The organism is Kitasatospora sp. NPDC056446 (genome assembly GCF_042796115.1).
Taxonomy (GTDB): Bacteria; Actinomycetota; Actinomycetes; order Streptomycetales; family Streptomycetaceae; genus Kitasatospora.
Map to the genome: position 1 here is coordinate 17445 of NZ_JBHTRF010000052.1, position 16786 is coordinate 34230.

The window sequence follows — 16786 nt, forward strand, 5'->3', positions numbered from 1 at the left end:
GTGCGGGCGGCGGCCCGGCCGGAGCGAGCGGTACGGCAGGCAACGCAGGTTTCCGAGCGGTACGGACGGCGTGTGAACGCCACGAGCGGCGCGTGAGCGCCAAGGCAGCAGGCATGTGCGCGGTACCGGCATGCGAGCAGGACGCGCATGCGAGCGGTACGCGCACATGAGCAGGACGTGCGGTGCGACGGGACGGTCGTACGGCGCGGCAGGACGACGGTGAGTCCGTGGGTTGGGCCGGGAGCGGGGGCTCCCGGTCGAGCCCTGACCGCCGGGCTCCGGGACCAGTGTCCAGGCGGTTCGCGCCGATATGGCAGAATGGACAGCTGAGTACTCGGCAGCCGAGCAGGACCCCTCTCTCCTACGGCTGGCGTGTCCCTTGAGCGGTCCGCCCCGCAACCCCACGCGGACGGCGAACCCGCTCACCCACGTCAACACCAGGAGAATCCACTCCCGTGGCAGTCAAGATCAAGCTCAAGCGTCTCGGCAAGATTCGCTCCCCGCACTACCGCATCGTCGTCGCCGACTCGCGCACCAAGCGTGACGGTCGCGCGATCGAGGAGATCGGCATCTACCAGCCGACCTACAACCCCTCGAAGATCGAGGTCGACAGCGACCGCGCCCAGTACTGGCTGTCCGTCGGCGCCCAGCCGACCGAGCCGGTGCTCGCCATCCTGAAGCTGACCGGCGACTGGCAGAAGTACAAGGGCCTGCCGGCCCCGGCCCCGCTGCTGGTCGCGGAGCCCAAGGTCGAGGACTTCTCGCACCTGTTCGCGAAGGCCGTCGCCGGCTTCGAGGACGCCACCACCGGTGTCGCCATCACCCCGAAGGCCAAGAAGTCGGACAAGGCCGAGGCTGAGGCCGACGCCGCCGTCGAGGCCTGAGCGTGATCGAGGACGCCCTCGACCATTTGGTGAAGGGCATCGTCGAGCACCCCGACGAGGTACAGGTGCGCTCGCGCAACCTGCGTCGGGGTAACACCATCGAGGTGCGGGTGCACCCCGATGACCTCGGCAAGGTGATCGGCCGGGGCGGCCGCACGGCGCGCGCACTGCGCACCGTGGTCGGCGCCCTCGGCGGTCGCAACGTTCGGGTCGACCTGGTCGACGCGGACAGCATTCGCTGACGCAGCTGCTCGTTCAGCCGTCAGGGCTTGGGGCCGACCGGGACGCATGTCGTCCCGGTCGGCCTTTCCCGTTTCCCCGTACCACCCGCTCGTGCCGGCCCTTCGCACCACCCGCTCGCGCCAACTGTCCGCGTCGGCCCCGCGCATCCGGTGGTGCGTTCCGCACCGGCTCAGGAACTCCAGGAGAACGATCACCGTGCAGCTCGTCGTCGGCAAGATCGGCCGTGCCCACGGCATCAGGGGGGACGTCAGTGTCGAGGTCCGCACCGACGAGCCGGAGCTCCGGCTCGGCCCGGGTGCCGTCCTGTTCACCGACCCCGCGTCGGCCGGTCCGCTCACCGTCGAGTCCGGTCGGGTGCACAGCGGCCGGCTGCTGCTGCGCTTCGCCGGCGTCAAGGACCGCAACGCGGCCGAGGCCCTCCGCGGCACCCTGCTCATCTCCGAGGTCGACCCGGAGGAGCGCCCCGACGACCCGGAGGAGTACTACGACCACCAGCTGATCGGCCTGGACGTGGTGCTGCTCGACGGCACCCTGGTCGGCGAGCTGACCGAGGTCCTCCACCTGCCGTACCAGGACCTGCTCCTGGTGGAGAAGCCCGACGGGACGGAGGTGATGGTGCCCTTCGTCACCCAGATCGTGCCGACCATCGACCTGGAGAACCAGCGTGCGGTGATCACCCCGCCGCCCGGGCTGATCGACCCGCAGGACGCCGAGGCCGCGGGTACCGCGTCGGCCGAGGGTGCTGACGGTGCGGACGGTGCCGAGGGCGACGCGGGTGCTGACGGCGCTGAGGGCGCCGAGGGCGCCGAGGGCACGGAGAAGTCGGAGTGACCGTCGAGGAGAACGGCGGCGCCGCGGCGACCGCCGAGCAGAACGACGCCGTGCCGGGTGCCGCGGTCCAGAGCGGTATGCGGATCGACGTCGTCTCGATCTTCCCCGAGTACCTGGAGCCGCTGGACATCTCGCTGGTCGGCAAGGCCCGCGCCCGAGGCCAGCTGGACGTGCACGTCCACGACCTGCGGGAGTGGACCCACGACGTGCACCGCACCGTGGACGACAGCCCGTACGGCGGCGGCCCCGGCATGGTGATGAAGCCCGAGCCGTGGGGCGAGGCGCTGGACGCGGTGGTCGCCGGCGGACCCGAGGGCGAGGTGCCCACCCTGGTCGTGCCGACCCCGAGCGGGCGCCCCTTCACCCAGGAACTCGCCCAGGAGCTGGCCGGCCGCCCCTGGCTGGCCTTCACCCCCGCGCGGTACGAGGGCATCGACCGTCGGGTGATCGAGGAGGCGGCCACCCGCATGCCGGTGGTCGAGGCCTCGATCGGCGACTACGTGCTGGCCGGCGGCGAGGTCGCGGTGCTGGTGATGGTCGAGGCGATCGCCCGACTGCTGCCCGGGGTGCTCGGCAACGCCGAGTCCCACCGCGACGACTCCTTCGCGCCCGGCGCGATGGCCGACCTGCTGGAGGGCCCGGTCTACACCAAGCCCGCCGAGTGGCGCGGCCGGACCGTCCCGGACGTCCTGCTCAGCGGCAACCACGGGAAGATCGCCCGCTGGCGGCGCGAGCAGGCCTTCGCCCGCACCCTGGCGAACCGGCCCGACCTGGTCGGGCGCTGGCAGCACGGCGCCTTCGACAAGAAGGACCGGGCGGCGCTCGGCCTCCTCGGCCTCGCCTGGGACGAGCGGCTCGGCCGATTTCGGTCGGCGGCCGGTGATGTGGAAGAATAGGCCGCTGCTGTCTGTCGCTGGTCCCCTCCCGTAGGGGGCACGTGGACCGGCGCCCCCGCCACGGGGGGATCGCCGCCAGCCGATGCGGCCCGCAGCGAACCCCATTGTGACGAACTTCCGTGGGCGGCCCGTGGCGCCTGCGATGGAGAGCAACATGAGCAACAAGCTCGCTGCTGTCGACGCCGCTTCGCTGCGTACCGACATCCCGGCCTTCCGCGCCGGTGACACCCTGAAGGTCCACGTCCGGGTCATCGAGGGCAACCGCTCCCGTGTCCAGGTCTTCCAGGGCGTCGTCATCCGTCGTCACGGCGCCGGCGTCGGTGAGACCTTCACCGTCCGCAAGGTCAGCTTCAACGTCGGCGTGGAGCGTACCTTCCCGGTGCACACCCCGGTCGTCGAGAAGATCGAGGTCGTGACCCGCGGTGCGGTTCGCCGCGCCAAGCTGTACTACCTGCGTGACCTCCGCGGCAAGGCCGCGAAGATCAAGGAGAAGCGCGACCGCTGATCCTCCGTCCCCGGCCTCGCTGGGGACCGGAACGCTCAGGGGGGCCGAACGGCCGCAAGGTAAGCTCACCCCCCGATGAGCACGCACGAACCACCCGCGGACCGCGACGGCAGTCCCGCACCCACCGGTGCGGACTCGCTGTCGCGGTCCGCGGTCGTTTCCGGGGGAGTCGTCGAGGCCGTCGAAGCCGTCGAAGCCGGGACGGCGGCCCTCGGGGCCCGGGGCGGCGCAGCGGGCACGGCCGAGGGCACGGCTGAGCGCGCCGCCGACGATGCGGCTGAGCGCACCGCCGAGGGCACGGCTGAGCACGCCGCCGAGGACACCGCCGACGGCTCGGAGCAGGAGGACGAGGAGCCCGGCCACTCGCGCTCGCGCGACCTGTTGCTGCTGGTGGGGATCTGCCTGGCGGCCCTGCTGCTGGTGAACGCCTTCGTCGCGCGTCCGTTCTCGGTGCCCTCCGGCTCGATGGAGGAGACCCTGCGCCCCGGCGACCGGCTGGTCGCGAACCAGCTCGCGTACGCCTTCGGCGGCCACCCGCAGCGCGGTGACATCGTGGTCTTCGACGGGACCGGCTCCTTCCTCCGGGAGTCCGCGAAGCCGTCGGGCTTCTGGGACGGGGCGCGTTCGCTCGCCAAGGACCTCGGGCTGGCCCCGGCCGGGGACACCGTCTACGTCAAGCGCGTGATCGGCGTCGGCGGGGACCGGGTGACCTGCGCCGGTCCGGGCGCGCCGATCACCGTCAACGGCGTGCCGGTGGACGAGACCTCCTACCTGGCCCCGGGGAACGAACCGTCGAGCGTGGCCTTCGACGTGTTGGTGCCGGCGGGTGAACTGTGGGTGATGGGAGACCACCGCAGCGACTCCCGCGACTCCCGCGACCACCTCGGCGAGCCCGGCGGCGGCTTCGTACCGGAGGACAAGGTGATCGGCCGGGCGGACTGGGTGGTCTACCCGTTCTCGCGCCTGACCGGCCTGGACCGGCCCGCGGCCTTCGCCGCGACTGCGGGGACGGGCGGTCATGGGGACCAGGGGTAGGGGGCGGCTCGCCGACCGCCCGGCCCGGGAGCCGGGGAGCGGGGGCCCCGACGGCGGGGCGGCAGGAGAGCAGGCAGCGGGCGACCGGGTGCCGGGCGCCCGGGTGGCGGGCGACAGCGCGCCGGGCGGTGGGGATGTGGTGGCCGGAGGGGCGGAGGGCGGAGCGGCGGCGTCCGGAGCCGTGGAGGGCGCCGGATCCATCGCGGCCCCTCCGGTGCGCGGCCGGGCCGACCGCCGCCGCAGCGCCCGACGGGTGGCCCGCCGGCGCAAGCGGTCGCTGGTGCGCGAGGTCCCGCTGATCATCCTGGTGGCCCTGCTGGTCGCGCTGGTGCTGAAGACCTTCCTGATCCAGGTGTTCGTGATCCCCTCGGGTTCGATGGAGCAGACCATCCGGATCGGGGACCGGGTACTGGTCGACAAGTTGACCCCCTGGTTCGGCAGTGAGCCGCAGCGCGGCGACGTGGTGGTGTTCAAGGACCCGGGCGGCTGGCTGGAGAACGAGCACAAGCCCGCCGACGACGGTCCGGTGCTGGGCGCGGCGAAGCGCGTGATGACCTTCGTCGGGCTGCTCCCGTCCGACAACGAGCAGGACCTGATCAAGCGGGTGATCGGCGTCGGCGGGGACACCGTCGAGTGCTGCGACGCGCAGGGGCGGCTCAGCGTCAACGGCCGTCCGGTGGACGAGTCCTACCTGGCGCCCGGCAACCCGCCGTCCCGGCAGCCCTTCAAGGTGAAGGTGCCGCAAGGGCGGCTGTGGGTCATGGGTGACCACCGGGACGTCTCCGCCGACTCCCGCTTCCACATGGGCAATCCGGGCCAGGGCACGATCCCGCTCAGCGGCGTGGTCGGTCGCGCGTTCGTGATCGCCTGGCCGTTGGACCGGTTCCATCAACTCGATGTGCCGAGTTCACTCTCCTCTCTCGCCCGGGCTTCGCAGGCCGGTGGAACTGCCCCGGAATCCGTGGGTGTTGGGCCGGTTCCTGTGGAACCTCCGCTCGTTATGGGTGTGTTGGGCATCCTTCCGCTTGTTGTTCGCAGGTCGGGGCGGCCTCCGGAGTGAGCCGCGCCGACCGGTGAACGGTCGGGCCTCGCGTGTGGAACCGCCGGCCGGATGCCCCGGAGTGATAGAGAAGTGCAGGTGCGGCCGGGAGTGGTCCCGGCCGAGCGCCGAGGCTGTGCTGGTGTCAGGGGAGTCCGCGGTGGGCAGCCCTGAGGCGTTCATGGTCACGGCGAGCGTGGTGCCCGCTGTGCGGCACTCTGAGCGCGGGCGCGCGGGCGTCCGCACAGCAGGGAGGAGACGTTGTGGGGGATTTGGTGATCGGCGCCCGCTCGGGCGCCGGAGAGCCCGAAGGCCCAGGTCGTCGGGCGGCCCGGTCCGCCGAGTCCTCGGCGCCTTCGGCCGCGGTCGACGATGCCGCGGCCCAGACCGCCGACGAGCAGGGCGCCGGAGCGGAGGACTCCCCGGAGCCCTCGCGTCCGGCCGGCGGGTCGGCGGACCGGTCGGGCGAGGAGTCGGCGGACGGGTCGGAGTCGGAGGCTCCGGCCAAGCCGCGCAAGCAGCGCTCCTTCTGGAAGGAACTGCCGATCCTGATCGGCATCGCGCTGGTCCTCGCGCTCGTGATCAAGACCTTCTTCGTCCAGGCGTTCTCCATTCCGTCGGAGTCGATGCAGAACACGCTGCAGGTCGGTGACCGTGTCCTGGTGGACAAGCTGACGCCGTGGTTCGGGGCCGAGCCCGAGCGCGGCGAGGTCGTGGTGTTCCACGACCCGGGCGGCTGGCTGGGCGACGAGCCGACCCCGCAGAGCAGCAACTCCTTCCTCCGCGGTGTGCAGGACGTGCTGAGCTTCGTCGGGCTGATGCCCTCCGCCAACGAGAAGGACCTGATCAAGCGGGTCATCGCGGTCGGCGGGGACACCGTGGAGTGCGAGGGCGAGGGCCCGGTCAAGGTCAACGGCGTCGCACTGAACGAGCCGTACGTCTACCAGGGCAACACCCCCTGCGGTGACCACCCGTTCGGGCCGGTCAAGGTGCCCAAGGACCGGATCTGGGTGATGGGCGACCACCGCGCCAACTCGCTGGACTCCCGTTTCCACATGGACCAGCCGGGCGGTGGCACCGTTCCGGTGGACAACGTGATCGGGCGCGCCTTCGTGGTGGCCTGGCCGATCGACCACTGGTCGACGCTGACGGTGCCGGACACCTTCGACCAGAAGGGCCTGGCGGCGGCCGCGCCCATGGCGCCCCCCGTGGCCGGAGCGGTGGGAGCCGTCGCCCTGCTCCCGCTGGTGCGCCGGGTGCGGGGCCGGGCGGAGCGCCGCAAGGAGTCCTGAGCCCCACCGGGTTGCCCCCGACTCTTGCGCGGGCCGTGGTACCGACGAGTAATCTGCTCGGACGTGCCACGGCCCGTCGGCGTTCCCGCCGGTGCCTCCGGCGTGCCAGTGTTCTCCGGTCGGCCAGAGGTGGACGGTGTCGATGAGCAGTGTCGTGGACCAGGCGGCCGACCGCCCGCCCGCACCCGTCGGCGGGCGCCGCGGGCCCGCCGCGGTGCTGCAGGGCGTCGCGCTGGCGGTCGGCCTGGTGCTGATGATCGGCGGTTTCGCCTTCATCGCGGTCGACTACCGGCCCTACAACATCCCCACCGCCTCGATGCACCCGACGCTCCGGGTGGGGGACACCGTGCTGGCCCGCAAGGTCGACGGCGGTGCCATCGGCCGGGGCGACGTGGTGGTGTTCCGGGACCAGGCCTGGGGCGGTGAGCTCATGGTCAAGCGCGTCGTCGCGGTCGGCGGGGACACCGTGGCCACCAGCGGGGACGACCGCCGGCTGACGGTCGACGGGCAGCCGGTCGACGAGCCCTACCTCGCGGACCAGGGACGCCAGGGCGAGTCGTTCAGCGTGACGGTGCCGCAGGGCCGGCTGTTCCTGCTCGGAGACAACCGCGTCGGCTCGCTCGATTCCCGCACCCACCTGGAGGTCGACGGCGGGACCGTCCCGGCCGACGCCGTCGAGGCCAGGGTCGAGGCCACCGTGCAGCCCTTCGGCCGGATGGGCCTGCTCGACCGGGCCACCGCCTTCGACGGCCTCACGGGGGCGAGGGCGTCGGAGCCCGGGCCGCTGGGGCCCGCCGCCTACGCCACCGTCGCCGGTGCGGCGCTGATCCTGCTGACCTCGGCGCTGGGCGCCGTGGCCGGGCTGGCCCGCAGGCTCCGTCGGGGGAGCGGCGCCTGAGCGGGCGCGTCGCGGCGCGGGCCGCTCTGCCGAACATCGCCCCGGACGGCCTCGCCGGGTGGCAGGATCGGTAGCGCCACCGATGCGGACGGAAGGAGCGTGAAGCGCTGCCATGACAGCACAGCGTCGCCGGGCGGCGCGGATCCTGCTGCTGGACGGGCTGGACCGCATCCTCCTCTTCCTGGGCACCGATCCGGCGGTCCCCGCGCGGACGTGGTGGTTCACGCCCGGGGGCGGCTTGGAAGCGGGGGAGGGCGTGCGCGAGGCCGCCGAGCGGGAGCTCGCGGAGGAGACCGGCTTGCGGGATGTGGACCTGGGGCCCTTGGTGGCGTACGGCACGGTGTCGTTCTCCTTTCAGGGACAGCGCTACGAGCAGGACCAGTGGTTCCACCTCGCCCGGACCACGGAGACCGGGCTGGACCACTCGGGAATGGGTGCGGACGAGCACGCCCAGCTGCTCGCGGCGCGCTGGTGGACGGTCGAGGAACTGAAGGGGACCGCCGAGACGGTCTATCCGGCCGGACTGGCGGACTTCCTGGAACGGCTGCTGGTCGAGGGCCCGCCGGTGGAACCGGTACGGCTCTGACCATGGGTGCGGTGGTCCACAATGGGTGGACGCGACAAGTTGAGGGGACGCCTGGATGAGTGCCGAAGATCTCGAGAAGTACGAGACCGAGATGGAGCTCAAGCTCTACCGGGAGTACCGGGACGTCGTCGGCCTGTTCAAGTACGTGATCGAGACCGAGCGACGGTTCTACCTCACCAACGACTACGAGCTGCAGGTGCACTCGGTCCAGGGCGAGGTGTTCTTCGAGGTGTCGATGGCGGATGCGTGGGTCTGGGACATGTACCGGCCGGCCCGGTTCGTCCGCAAGGTCCGGGTGCTGACCTTCAAGGACGTGAACATCGAGGAACTCGCGAAGAGCGATCTGGAGCTGCCCTCGGACGAGTCCGGCTTCGGGAACTGACGTTGGACGACTCCGTCCCGTGTTGTCCAGCCGAATTTCGCGGGGGCGGGGCTTCTCACTCCTGTGAGTGACAGAAGTTATCCACAGGGCCGGAGTTATCCACAGGGAACGAGGATTTCCGGACCTCGCCGCGCACGGTGGTGCAGCCTCCTCGGCGGAGGTGGTCACCATGCAGCACACCGTCGTGCAGGACCAGGCCGGACCGGACACCGCCGCATCGGAGGCGGTCGCACCGGACACGGCCGCACCGGACACGGCCGTACCCGGCAACAAGGCGCCGGGGGTCCCGGGCCGCAGCACCAGGACCGGGCTCGGCCGCTACGGGGAACGGGTCGCGGCCCGTTGCCTCGCGGAGGCCGGGCTCCGCATCCTCGACCGCAACTGGCGCTGCGTCGAGGGTGAGCTGGACATCGTCGCCCTCGACGGCGACACCGTGGCCGTCTGCGAGGTGAAGACCCGCTCCGAGCGGGGCTTCCAGCAGCCCACCGAGGCCATCGACCGGGCCAAGGCCGCCCGGCTGCGACGCCTGGCCGAGCGCTGGATGGCCGAGCGCTGGCCGGGCCACTTCGCCGAACTCGCCGGCCCCGGCTACGACGCCGCGCCGACGGATCCGCACTGGCCGCCCGCCCCACCCGGTGGAGTGCGGATCGACCTGGTCGCCGTGGTCAACCGGGCGCGGGGTGCTGCCCTGGTCGACCACCTGCGGGGGGTGGTCTGAGATGGCCTTCGCCCGTACCTGTTCCGTCGCGCTGGTCGGCGTCGACGGCGTGATCGTCGAGGTCCAGGCCGATCTGGAGCCCGGGGTGGCCGCGTTCACCCTGGTCGGCCTGCCCGACAAGGCGCTCTCCGAGGCCCGCGACCGGGTCCGCGCCGCCGTGGTGAACAGCGGCGAGGCCTGGCCGCAGCGCAAGCTGACGGTCGGCCTCAGCCCGGCCTCGGTGCCCAAGAGCGGCAGCGGCTTCGACCTCGCGGTGGCCTGCGCCGTGCTGGCCGCCGCCGAGCGGCTCGACCCGTCGTCCATCGCCGACCTGCTGGTCATCGGCGAGCTGGGGCTGGACGGCCGGGTGCGGCCGGTCCGCGGGGTGCTGCCGTCGGTGCTGGCCGCGGCCGAGGCCGGCTACGAGCGGGTGGTGGTCGCCGAGCAGACGGCGCCCGAGGCCTCGCTCGTCCCCGGGGTGACGGTGATCGGCGTCCGCAGCCTGCGCCAGCTGGTCGCGATCCTGACCGGCGGGACGGCACCGGAGGAGCCGCCCGACCCGATCGGCGGCCGGCCGGATCCGCTGATGGCCGGGCTGATGCTGCCCAGCGCGAGCGTGCGCGGCCTGTCCGAGGACAAGGCGGCCCACCTCGACATGGCCGACGTGGCCGGCCAGTACGAGGCCCGGCGCGCCCTGGAGATCGCCGCCGCCGGAGGACACCACCTCTACCTGAAAGGGCCGCCGGGCGCGGGCAAGACCATGCTGGCGGAGCGGCTGCCCGCGCTGCTCCCACCGCTGACCCAGAAGGAGGCACTGGAGGTCACCGCCGTGCACTCGGTGGCGGGCCTGCTGCCGGTCGGGCGCCCGCTGATCGACACCCCGCCCTACTGCGCCCCGCACCACTCGACCACGATGCCCGCGATCGTCGGCGGCGGCAGCGGGCTGCCGAGACCGGGCGCCGTCTCGCTGGCCCACCGGGGCGTCCTGTTCCTGGACGAGGCACCGGAGTTCCCGGTCCGGGTGCTCGACGCGCTGCGCCAGCCGCTGGAGTCGGGCGAGGTGGTGATCGCCCGCTCGGCCGGGTCGCTCCGGCTCCCGGCCCGCTTCCTCCTCTGCCTGGCCGCCAATCCCTGTCCGTGCGGCCGGTACTCACGGCGGGGCGAGGGCTGCGAGTGCACCCCGGCGATGGTCAGCCGCTACCAGGGGCGGCTCTCCGGGCCGCTGTTGGACCGGGTCGACCTCCAGGTCCAGGTCGCCCCGGTGACGAGGGTCGAACTCATGGAGCGGGACGTCACGGCGGAGAGCACCGAGACCGTCGCGGCCAGGGTGCTGGCCGCACGGGAGCGGGCGGCGGCCCGGCTGGCGAACACCCCGTGGCGGACCAACGCGGAGGTGCCGGGCCACGAGTTGCGCACGCGCTGGCAGCTCGCGGGCGGCGCGCTCAACGACGCCGCACGCCAGCTGGAACGCGGACTGCTGACCGCCCGGGGCCTGGACCGGGTGCTCCGGGTCGCCTGGACGGTCGCCGACCTGGCCGGCCGCGACCGGCCGGACCAGCGGGACGTGCGCACCGCCCTGGTACTGCGTACCGGGGTGGAGCACGGGCAACTCCCGGCCGCGCGGGTCTTCGGCCGACTCGGCGGCATCCCGGCCCAGCGCGGCGGCCCGCCGGCCGAGGGCCGGTCCGGGACGGCGGACGAGCATGCGGACGACACGGAGGACAGGGCATGAACCAGCTCTTGCGGCAGCCCCGAGCACAGCGCGCGGCCGGGGCCGGGGCCGGGCCGCCCGAAGCCGACGCCCGGGCGGGCAGCACGGCAGCGTCCGAGCCCGAACGCCTCGCCCGGGTCCTGCTCAGCCGGCTCAGTGAACCGGGGGACGCGGTGATCGGCCGCTGGCTCGCCCAGTTCCCCGCCGTCGACGTGGTCAGGGCGATCCGGGACGGGGCGGTGCCCGACCACCCCGGGCTGGACGCCGCCCGGCTGACCGGCTACCAGGCGAGGCTCCCGGGGCTGGACCCGGAGACGGACCTGAAACGGGTACGGCACGCCGGTGGACGGTTCATCATTCCGGGGGACACCGAATGGCCCAGTCAGCTCGACGATCTGGGCGACGGACGTCCGATCGGGCTCTGGACGACCGGCACCGGATCGCTGCGGTTGCTCGCGCTCCGCTCGGTCGCGATGGTGGGCTCCCGGGCCTGCACGGCCTACGGCGCCCATGTCGCGGGGGAGCTGTCGGCCCAACTGGCCGAGCGCGGCTGGGTGGTGGTTTCCGGCGCCGCCTACGGGATCGACGCGGCCGCCCACCGCGGGGCGCTCGCCGTCGGCGGGATGACCGTCGCGGTGCTCGCCTGCGGAGTCGACGTCGCCTACCCGAAAGGGAACGCCGAACTGATCCGGCGGATCGGCGTCCAGGGCCTGCTGGTCAGTGAACTCCCGCCCGGGGAGCACCCGAACCGCTTCCGCTTCGTCCTCCGGAACCGGGTCATCGCCGCGCTCACCCGGGGCACCGTGGTCGTCGAGGCGGCGGTGCGCAGCGGGGCACTGAGCACGGCCAGACGGGCGAGGGACCTCAACCGCCACACCATGGGTGTCGCCGGCCCGGTGACCTCGGAACTGTCGGCCGGGGTCCACGCCCTGATCCGCAGCGGCGGCGCCACCCTGGTCACCGACGCGGCCGAGATCAGCGAGCTGATCGGGGCGATCGGGGACGACCTGGCCCCGCAGCGCAGCGGGCCGGTGCTGCCGCGCGACCTCCTGGAGCCGCCGGTGGCCCGGGTGCTGGAAGCCGTGCCCGCGACGGCCGAGGGCGCGCCGGTCGAGCGACTGGCCCGCCAGTCCGGTCTCCCGCCGGACGAAGTGCTCCAGCGGCTCTACGAGTTGGGATCGCTCGGTTACGTCGAGCGATACGGCGCGCACTGGCGCATGGTGCGGAGGAGGTGAGCGCCCGAAACGGGAGAACACACGTGCGCCCGGGGAGGGCGCGTCGGAAGCGCCCGGCTGACCTGCTGATCCGGTTCATCCGCTCGTGTGGCCGGATCCGGCGAGTGAACGCCACCGGATCGGGCGACGACCGAGTGGCGGTAGCGCTTTGCAGTGAGTCGGTCACGCTACGCTCCACATGCCTTCCCTATCAGCACATGACTCGGCAGAACGGCGCAGACCAACGCATGCCCACACACATTCCCGGACACAGAGTGACCGGTGGCGCTCGGTCCTCGGGAGGGCCGCGGACCGAGCGGCGCTCCGCGACCGAGTTCCCGCCCAAGTCGGCGGGGACCATGGGCGGCCTGTCGCGCCAGGGCGGCCGGCCGACGGCGGTGCCCGGCCAGCCTGCGGACGCGGCCGCGGGCGGGGCGGTGGACACCGTCGTCGGCGCGGCCGTCGACGGTGCGGCCGGCCCGGCAGGCGGTGCCCCGGCACCGGACGCGACCTCGCCGCCGCCGCTGTCGCCGTCGCCACCGCTCTCTCCGCCGGTCTCCCTGCCCCGCCGGGAGCGGGCGGCGGCCGAGCCGGACCAGGCCGGCCGGGACGCCGCGGCCCAGGGACGCAGCGCCCTCGAAGAGCTCTGGCGCTCCTACAAGCAGACCGGCGACCAGCGGCTGCGGGAGCAGCTGATCCTGCACTACTCGCCGCTCGTCAAGTACGTGGCGGGCCGGGTCGGGGTCGGCCTGCCCTCCAACGTCGAGCAGGCGGACTTCGTCTCCTCCGGGGTCTTCGGGCTGATCGACGCGATCGAGAAGTTCGACATCGACCGCGCCATCAAGTTCGAGACCTACGCGATCAGCCGCATCCGCGGCGCGATCATCGACGAACTGCGAGCGCTGGACTGGATCCCGCGCTCGGTGCGGCAGAAGGCGAAGGCGGTCGAGCGGACGTACGCGACGCTGGAGGCCCGGCTGCGCCGGACGCCGCACGAGCCCGAGGTCGCGGCCGAGATGGGCATCGCGATCGAGGACCTGCACGCCATCTTCAGCCAGCTGTCGCTCGCCAACGTGGTGGCCCTGGACGAACTGCTCCACCCGGTGGGGGAGGGCGGCGACCGGCTGAGCCTGATGGACACCCTGGAGGACCACGGCGCGGACAACCCGGTCGAGGTGGCCGAGGACCGCGAGCTGCGCCGACTGCTGGCCCAGGCGGTCAACACCCTCCCCGAGCGGGAGAAGACCGTGGTGACGCTCTACTACTACGAGGGGCTCACCCTCGCCGAGATCGGGCAGGTGCTGGGGGTGACGGAGAGTCGGGTGAGTCAGATCCACACCAAGTCCGTCCTCCAGTTGCGGGCGAAGCTCTCGGAGATCCGGTAGCACGCCGGTCCGGCCCCGAAACCGGCCCCGAAACCGGCACCGAAACCGGCCCCGAAACCGGCACCGAAACCGGCACCGAAACCGGCACCGAAACCGGCACCGAAACCGGCGCTGATACCGGCGTCGATCCGGTCACCGGCCCGGTGGCGCGGGTGTGCGGCCGGCCGGAGCGGGCCTGCCCCGAGGGGCCGCGAGCCCGGCGTCATGCGCGGCGCCGTATCGGCCGCCGTCAGGGCTCCGTACAGTGGGGGAGTGCCGAAGATCCGAGCGGCCACGGTGGCCGAGCATCGCCAGCTGCAGCGGGCAGCCCTCCTCGACGCTGCCCGCACCCTGCTCACCGAGGGCGGCAAGGACGCCCTGACCTTCCCCGCGCTCGCGGCGCGGACCGGGCTGGCGCGTTCCTCGGTCTACGAGTACTTCCGCTCCCGCGCCGCCGTGGTCGAGGCGCTCTGCGAGGTGGACTTCCCGCTGTGGGCGGCCGAGATCGAGGCCGGGATGGAGAGCTGCGACACCGCCCCCGAGCGGATCGAGGCGTACGTCCGGGGCCAGCTGGCGCTGGCCGGCGACCCGCGCCACCGGGCGGTCGTGGCGATCTCGGCACTGGAGCTCGACGAGGCCGCACGTGAACGGATCCGGGCGGCGCACCGCAGGCTGGCGGGTCTGGTCGTCCGGGCGCTGGAGGATCTCGGCCACGAGCAGCCCCGGCTCGCCGCGGCGCTGCTGCAGGGCGTCGTGGAGGCGGCCGTCCGCCGGGTCGAGCGCGCTGCTGCCGGCGACCGCGTCGGCTGCCCGGCGGAGAATCCCGAGGCGGTCGCGGACGCCGCCGTCGCCCTGGCGCTGCACGGCCTCGGCCGGGGGTGACCGGTGGCGGGGCTCCCTCGCCGACCGCTCTCCGGCGGATTAGCCGCCCCCGCTCCCACTTCCGCTCCCGTCCGTCTCCGCAGTTCTGCCCAGTGGCAGCAGCCGTGCCGAGCCCGCGCCGAACAGGGCCAGCGGATCCAGGTAGCGGCCCCCGCGCAGCAGCCCCCAGTGCAGGCAGTCGTGTGAGGCGCAGTGCCGTCCGTCCGGGGCGAGCCGCCCGATGACCTGTCCGGCGGCCACCTCGGTGCCGACCGGGACGGTGCCGGTGACGGGCAGATAGGTGGTCCGGAGCGGCGGCGAGCCCGTTCCCGGGTGGGAGACGGTCACCACCGGGCGCCCCGCCACCAGGCCGGAGAACGCGACCACCCCGGCCGCAGCTGCCCGGACCTCGGCCCCGGGCGCGGCGGCGAGGTCCACTCCCCGGTGTCCGGCGGCCCACGGCTTCGCCGGTGCCTCGAACCGCGTCAGGAGCCCGCCCGGTCCGCCCACCGGCCAGGCCCGCAGGCCACCGGGGCCGGGGCCCGAGCCGGAACCCGGGCCGGGACCCGAGCCATCGGAACCACGGGAGCCACCCGCCACCCCCGCCACCCCCGGAGCCCCCGCCACCCTGGGAGCCCCCGAAGCCCCGGCCACCCTCTGAGCCCCCGAAGCCCCCGGCGTCCCGAGCACCACCACCCCCGTGACCACCACCCCCGTCACCACCGTCACGGCAACCAGCCTCCGGACCCGAACCCGACCCCGACCCCCGGCCAACCACGCACCCGCACGAACAGTCATGGGCGAAGGCTCGCCACCCCGTCGCCCCCGCACCACCCGGATCCGGATTCCTGTGGACAAACCGCCCCCACGCCCACCGGTGGTCCCTCAAGCGGGTGTACGGACGCCGCCATCCGGTGTACAGGTGGCATGCCGACGACGAATCGCGGGCAGGCGGCGACTGCGCGCCCCTGCCCCCGCCCCCGCCGCCGGCCCGGTCGCCGCGGCCGTTTGCGGAGTTCTTCCCAGGTCCCCGCCAGGTCCCCGGCCGATCGTGAAGTCGCCCGCTGCTCGGCGCTTCCCGTACACTTCACACGCGACCCGGTCCGCCGGGTCGACTTCGCACGCCCCGCCACCGGTGGTCGGACACGGTTCTTCCGCGGCCCCGCCAGGTGCGAGTGCCGCTCGGTCCGCCGAGCCCGACCGGCCCCAGGCCGAGCGGGCGGCAGCGGCTCGGCACGTTCGGGGCGTCAGGCGTGGCTGTCACCTGGCCGCCACGGACAACCGAGACTGACCCGGCTGGGGCGAACGCTCGTACGAGCTGCCGCTGCCGGGCCGTAACACCAAGGAGTACGGCAATGGCCGTCGTCACGATGCGGGAGCTGCTTGAGAGCGGCGTCCACTTCGGTCACCAGACCCGCCGCTGGAACCCGAAGATGAAGCGCTTCATCATCACGGAGCGCAACGGCATCTACATCATCGACCTCCTGCAGTCGCTGAACTACATCGACCGCGCCTTCGAGTTCATCAAGGAGACCGTTGCCCACGGCGGCAGCGTCCTCTTCGTCGGCACGAAGAAGCAGGCCCAGGAGGCCATCGCCGAGCAGGCCACCCGCGTGGGCATGCCCTACGTGAACCAGCGCTGGCTCGGCGGCATGCTGACCAACTTCTCGACCGTCTACAAGCGTCTGCAGCGCCTCAAGGAGCTGGGCGAGCTGGACTTCTCGGATGTGGCCGGCTCCGGTCTCACCAAGAAGGAGCTCCTGGTCCTCCAGCGCGAGCACGACAAGCTGGAGAAGACCCTCGGCGGTATCCGCGACATGCAGCGCGTTCCCAGCGCTGTCTGGATCGTGGACACCAAGAAGGAGCACATCGCGGTCGGCGAGGCCCGGAAGCTCAACATCCCGGTCGTCGCCATCCTCGACACCAACTGTGACCCCGACGAGGTCGACTACAAGATCCCGGGCAACGACGACGCGATCCGCTCCGTCACCCTGCTGACCCGCGTGATCGCCGACGCCGTCGCCGAGGGCCTGAAGTCCCGCGCCGGTGTCGCCAAGGGCGACGCGAAGGCCGAGCCGGGCGCCGACCAGCCGCTGGCCGACTGGGAGAAGGACCTCATCGAGGGCGAGAAGAAGGCCGAGGAGGCTCCGGCCGCCGACGCCGACGCCGCCACCGAGGCTCCGGCTGTCGAGGCTCCGGCCGAGGAGGCCCCCGTGGCCGAGGCCGCCGCCACCGAGGCCCCGGCCGAGCAGGCCTGACGTACCAAGGGTGAGGGGCACTCGCCGGTACGACGCCGGCAGGTGCCCCTCTCTCCCGCGCCGGGACCGAACCATCGGTCCCGGCGCATC

At 73.1% G+C, this 16786-nt stretch carries 18 protein-coding genes; 17 read left to right on the forward strand and 1 reads right to left on the reverse strand.

Annotated elements, in window-relative coordinates; translation table 11 throughout:
• The first annotated feature begins 455 nt into the window (after positions 1–455).
• From rpsP to ACFQ6N_RS27575, 16 genes are all read left to right on the forward strand, one after another.
• On the forward strand, positions 456–884 hold the full coding sequence (gene rpsP, locus ACFQ6N_RS27500) for a 30S ribosomal protein S16 (protein ID WP_380654375.1): 429 nt from the start codon (positions 456–458) through the stop codon (positions 882–884).
• A 2-nt stretch (positions 885–886) separates the two neighbouring features.
• Positions 887–1126, forward strand: a complete 240-nt coding sequence (locus ACFQ6N_RS27505) for an RNA-binding protein (RefSeq protein WP_280668513.1) — start codon at positions 887–889, stop codon at positions 1124–1126.
• 196 nt (positions 1127–1322) lie between these two features.
• Entirely contained in the window at positions 1323–1958 is a 636-nt protein-coding gene (gene rimM, locus ACFQ6N_RS27510; protein WP_380654378.1) for a ribosome maturation factor RimM, read from the forward strand.
• Between the two features lie 77 nt (positions 1959–2035).
• The gene (gene trmD, locus ACFQ6N_RS27515; protein ID WP_380654471.1) at positions 2036–2854 is read left to right on the forward strand and encodes a tRNA (guanosine(37)-N1)-methyltransferase TrmD; all 819 of its coding nucleotides are present in this window, start codon (positions 2036–2038) and stop codon (positions 2852–2854) included.
• 154 nt (positions 2855–3008) lie between these two features.
• Complete coding sequence (rplS, locus tag ACFQ6N_RS27520; protein WP_030243502.1) at positions 3009–3359, forward strand: 50S ribosomal protein L19; 351 nt, start codon at positions 3009–3011, stop codon at positions 3357–3359.
• A gap of 75 nt (positions 3360–3434) precedes the next feature.
• A complete protein-coding gene (gene lepB, locus ACFQ6N_RS27525) occupies positions 3435–4394 on the forward strand; it encodes a signal peptidase I (RefSeq protein ID WP_380654381.1) in 960 nt (319 codons plus the stop codon).
• A 280-nt stretch (positions 4395–4674) separates the two neighbouring features.
• Positions 4675–5454 carry a signal peptidase I gene (gene lepB / locus ACFQ6N_RS27530; protein ID WP_380654384.1) on the forward strand — a complete coding sequence of 260 codons (780 nt, stop codon included), beginning with the start codon at positions 4675–4677 and terminating at the stop codon, positions 5452–5454.
• Between the two features lie 242 nt (positions 5455–5696).
• Complete coding sequence (gene lepB, locus ACFQ6N_RS27535) at positions 5697–6725, forward strand: signal peptidase I (protein ID WP_380654386.1); 1029 nt, start codon at positions 5697–5699, stop codon at positions 6723–6725.
• Between the two features lie 142 nt (positions 6726–6867).
• Positions 6868–7623, forward strand: coding sequence for a signal peptidase I (gene lepB / locus ACFQ6N_RS27540; protein ID WP_380654388.1), 756 nt, complete (start codon positions 6868–6870; stop codon positions 7621–7623).
• Between the two features lie 112 nt (positions 7624–7735).
• Positions 7736–8209, forward strand: coding sequence for an NUDIX hydrolase (locus tag ACFQ6N_RS27545; protein WP_380654390.1), 474 nt, complete (start codon positions 7736–7738; stop codon positions 8207–8209).
• Between the two features lie 55 nt (positions 8210–8264).
• Positions 8265–8591, forward strand: a complete 327-nt coding sequence (locus ACFQ6N_RS27550) for a DUF2469 domain-containing protein (RefSeq protein ID WP_030056781.1) — start codon at positions 8265–8267, stop codon at positions 8589–8591.
• 169 nt (positions 8592–8760) lie between these two features.
• Entirely contained in the window at positions 8761–9309 is a 549-nt protein-coding gene (locus tag ACFQ6N_RS27555) for a YraN family protein (protein WP_380654393.1), read from the forward strand.
• A gap of 1 nt (position 9310) precedes the next feature.
• Positions 9311–11020 (forward strand): YifB family Mg chelatase-like AAA ATPase, encoded by a 1710-nt coding sequence (locus ACFQ6N_RS27560; protein WP_380654395.1) that lies wholly within the window; start codon positions 9311–9313, stop codon positions 11018–11020.
• On the forward strand, positions 11017–12234 hold the full coding sequence (gene dprA / locus ACFQ6N_RS27565) for a DNA-processing protein DprA (protein ID WP_380654398.1): 1218 nt from the start codon (positions 11017–11019) through the stop codon (positions 12232–12234). The genes ACFQ6N_RS27560 and dprA overlap by 4 nt, the downstream gene beginning before the upstream one ends.
• 338 nt (positions 12235–12572) lie before the next feature.
• Positions 12573–13598, forward strand: coding sequence for an RNA polymerase sigma factor WhiG (whiG, locus tag ACFQ6N_RS27570; protein ID WP_380654401.1), 1026 nt, complete (start codon positions 12573–12575; stop codon positions 13596–13598).
• 276 nt (positions 13599–13874) lie between these two features.
• Entirely contained in the window at positions 13875–14459 is a 585-nt protein-coding gene (locus ACFQ6N_RS27575; RefSeq protein ID WP_380654474.1) for a TetR/AcrR family transcriptional regulator, read from the forward strand.
• A 39-nt stretch (positions 14460–14498) separates the two neighbouring features.
• Here ACFQ6N_RS27575 and ACFQ6N_RS27580 read toward each other — a convergent pair whose 3' ends face one another.
• Positions 14499–14876: a peptidoglycan DD-metalloendopeptidase family protein gene (locus tag ACFQ6N_RS27580; RefSeq protein WP_380654404.1), complete on the reverse strand. Its 378-nt coding sequence runs from the start codon at positions 14874–14876 to the stop codon at positions 14499–14501.
• A gap of 917 nt (positions 14877–15793) precedes the next feature.
• On the opposite strand from ACFQ6N_RS27580, the gene rpsB reads away from it, so the two are divergent.
• The gene (gene rpsB / locus ACFQ6N_RS27585; protein WP_380654407.1) at positions 15794–16696 is read left to right on the forward strand and encodes a 30S ribosomal protein S2; all 903 of its coding nucleotides are present in this window, start codon (positions 15794–15796) and stop codon (positions 16694–16696) included.
• Positions 16697–16786 lie beyond the last annotated feature (90 nt).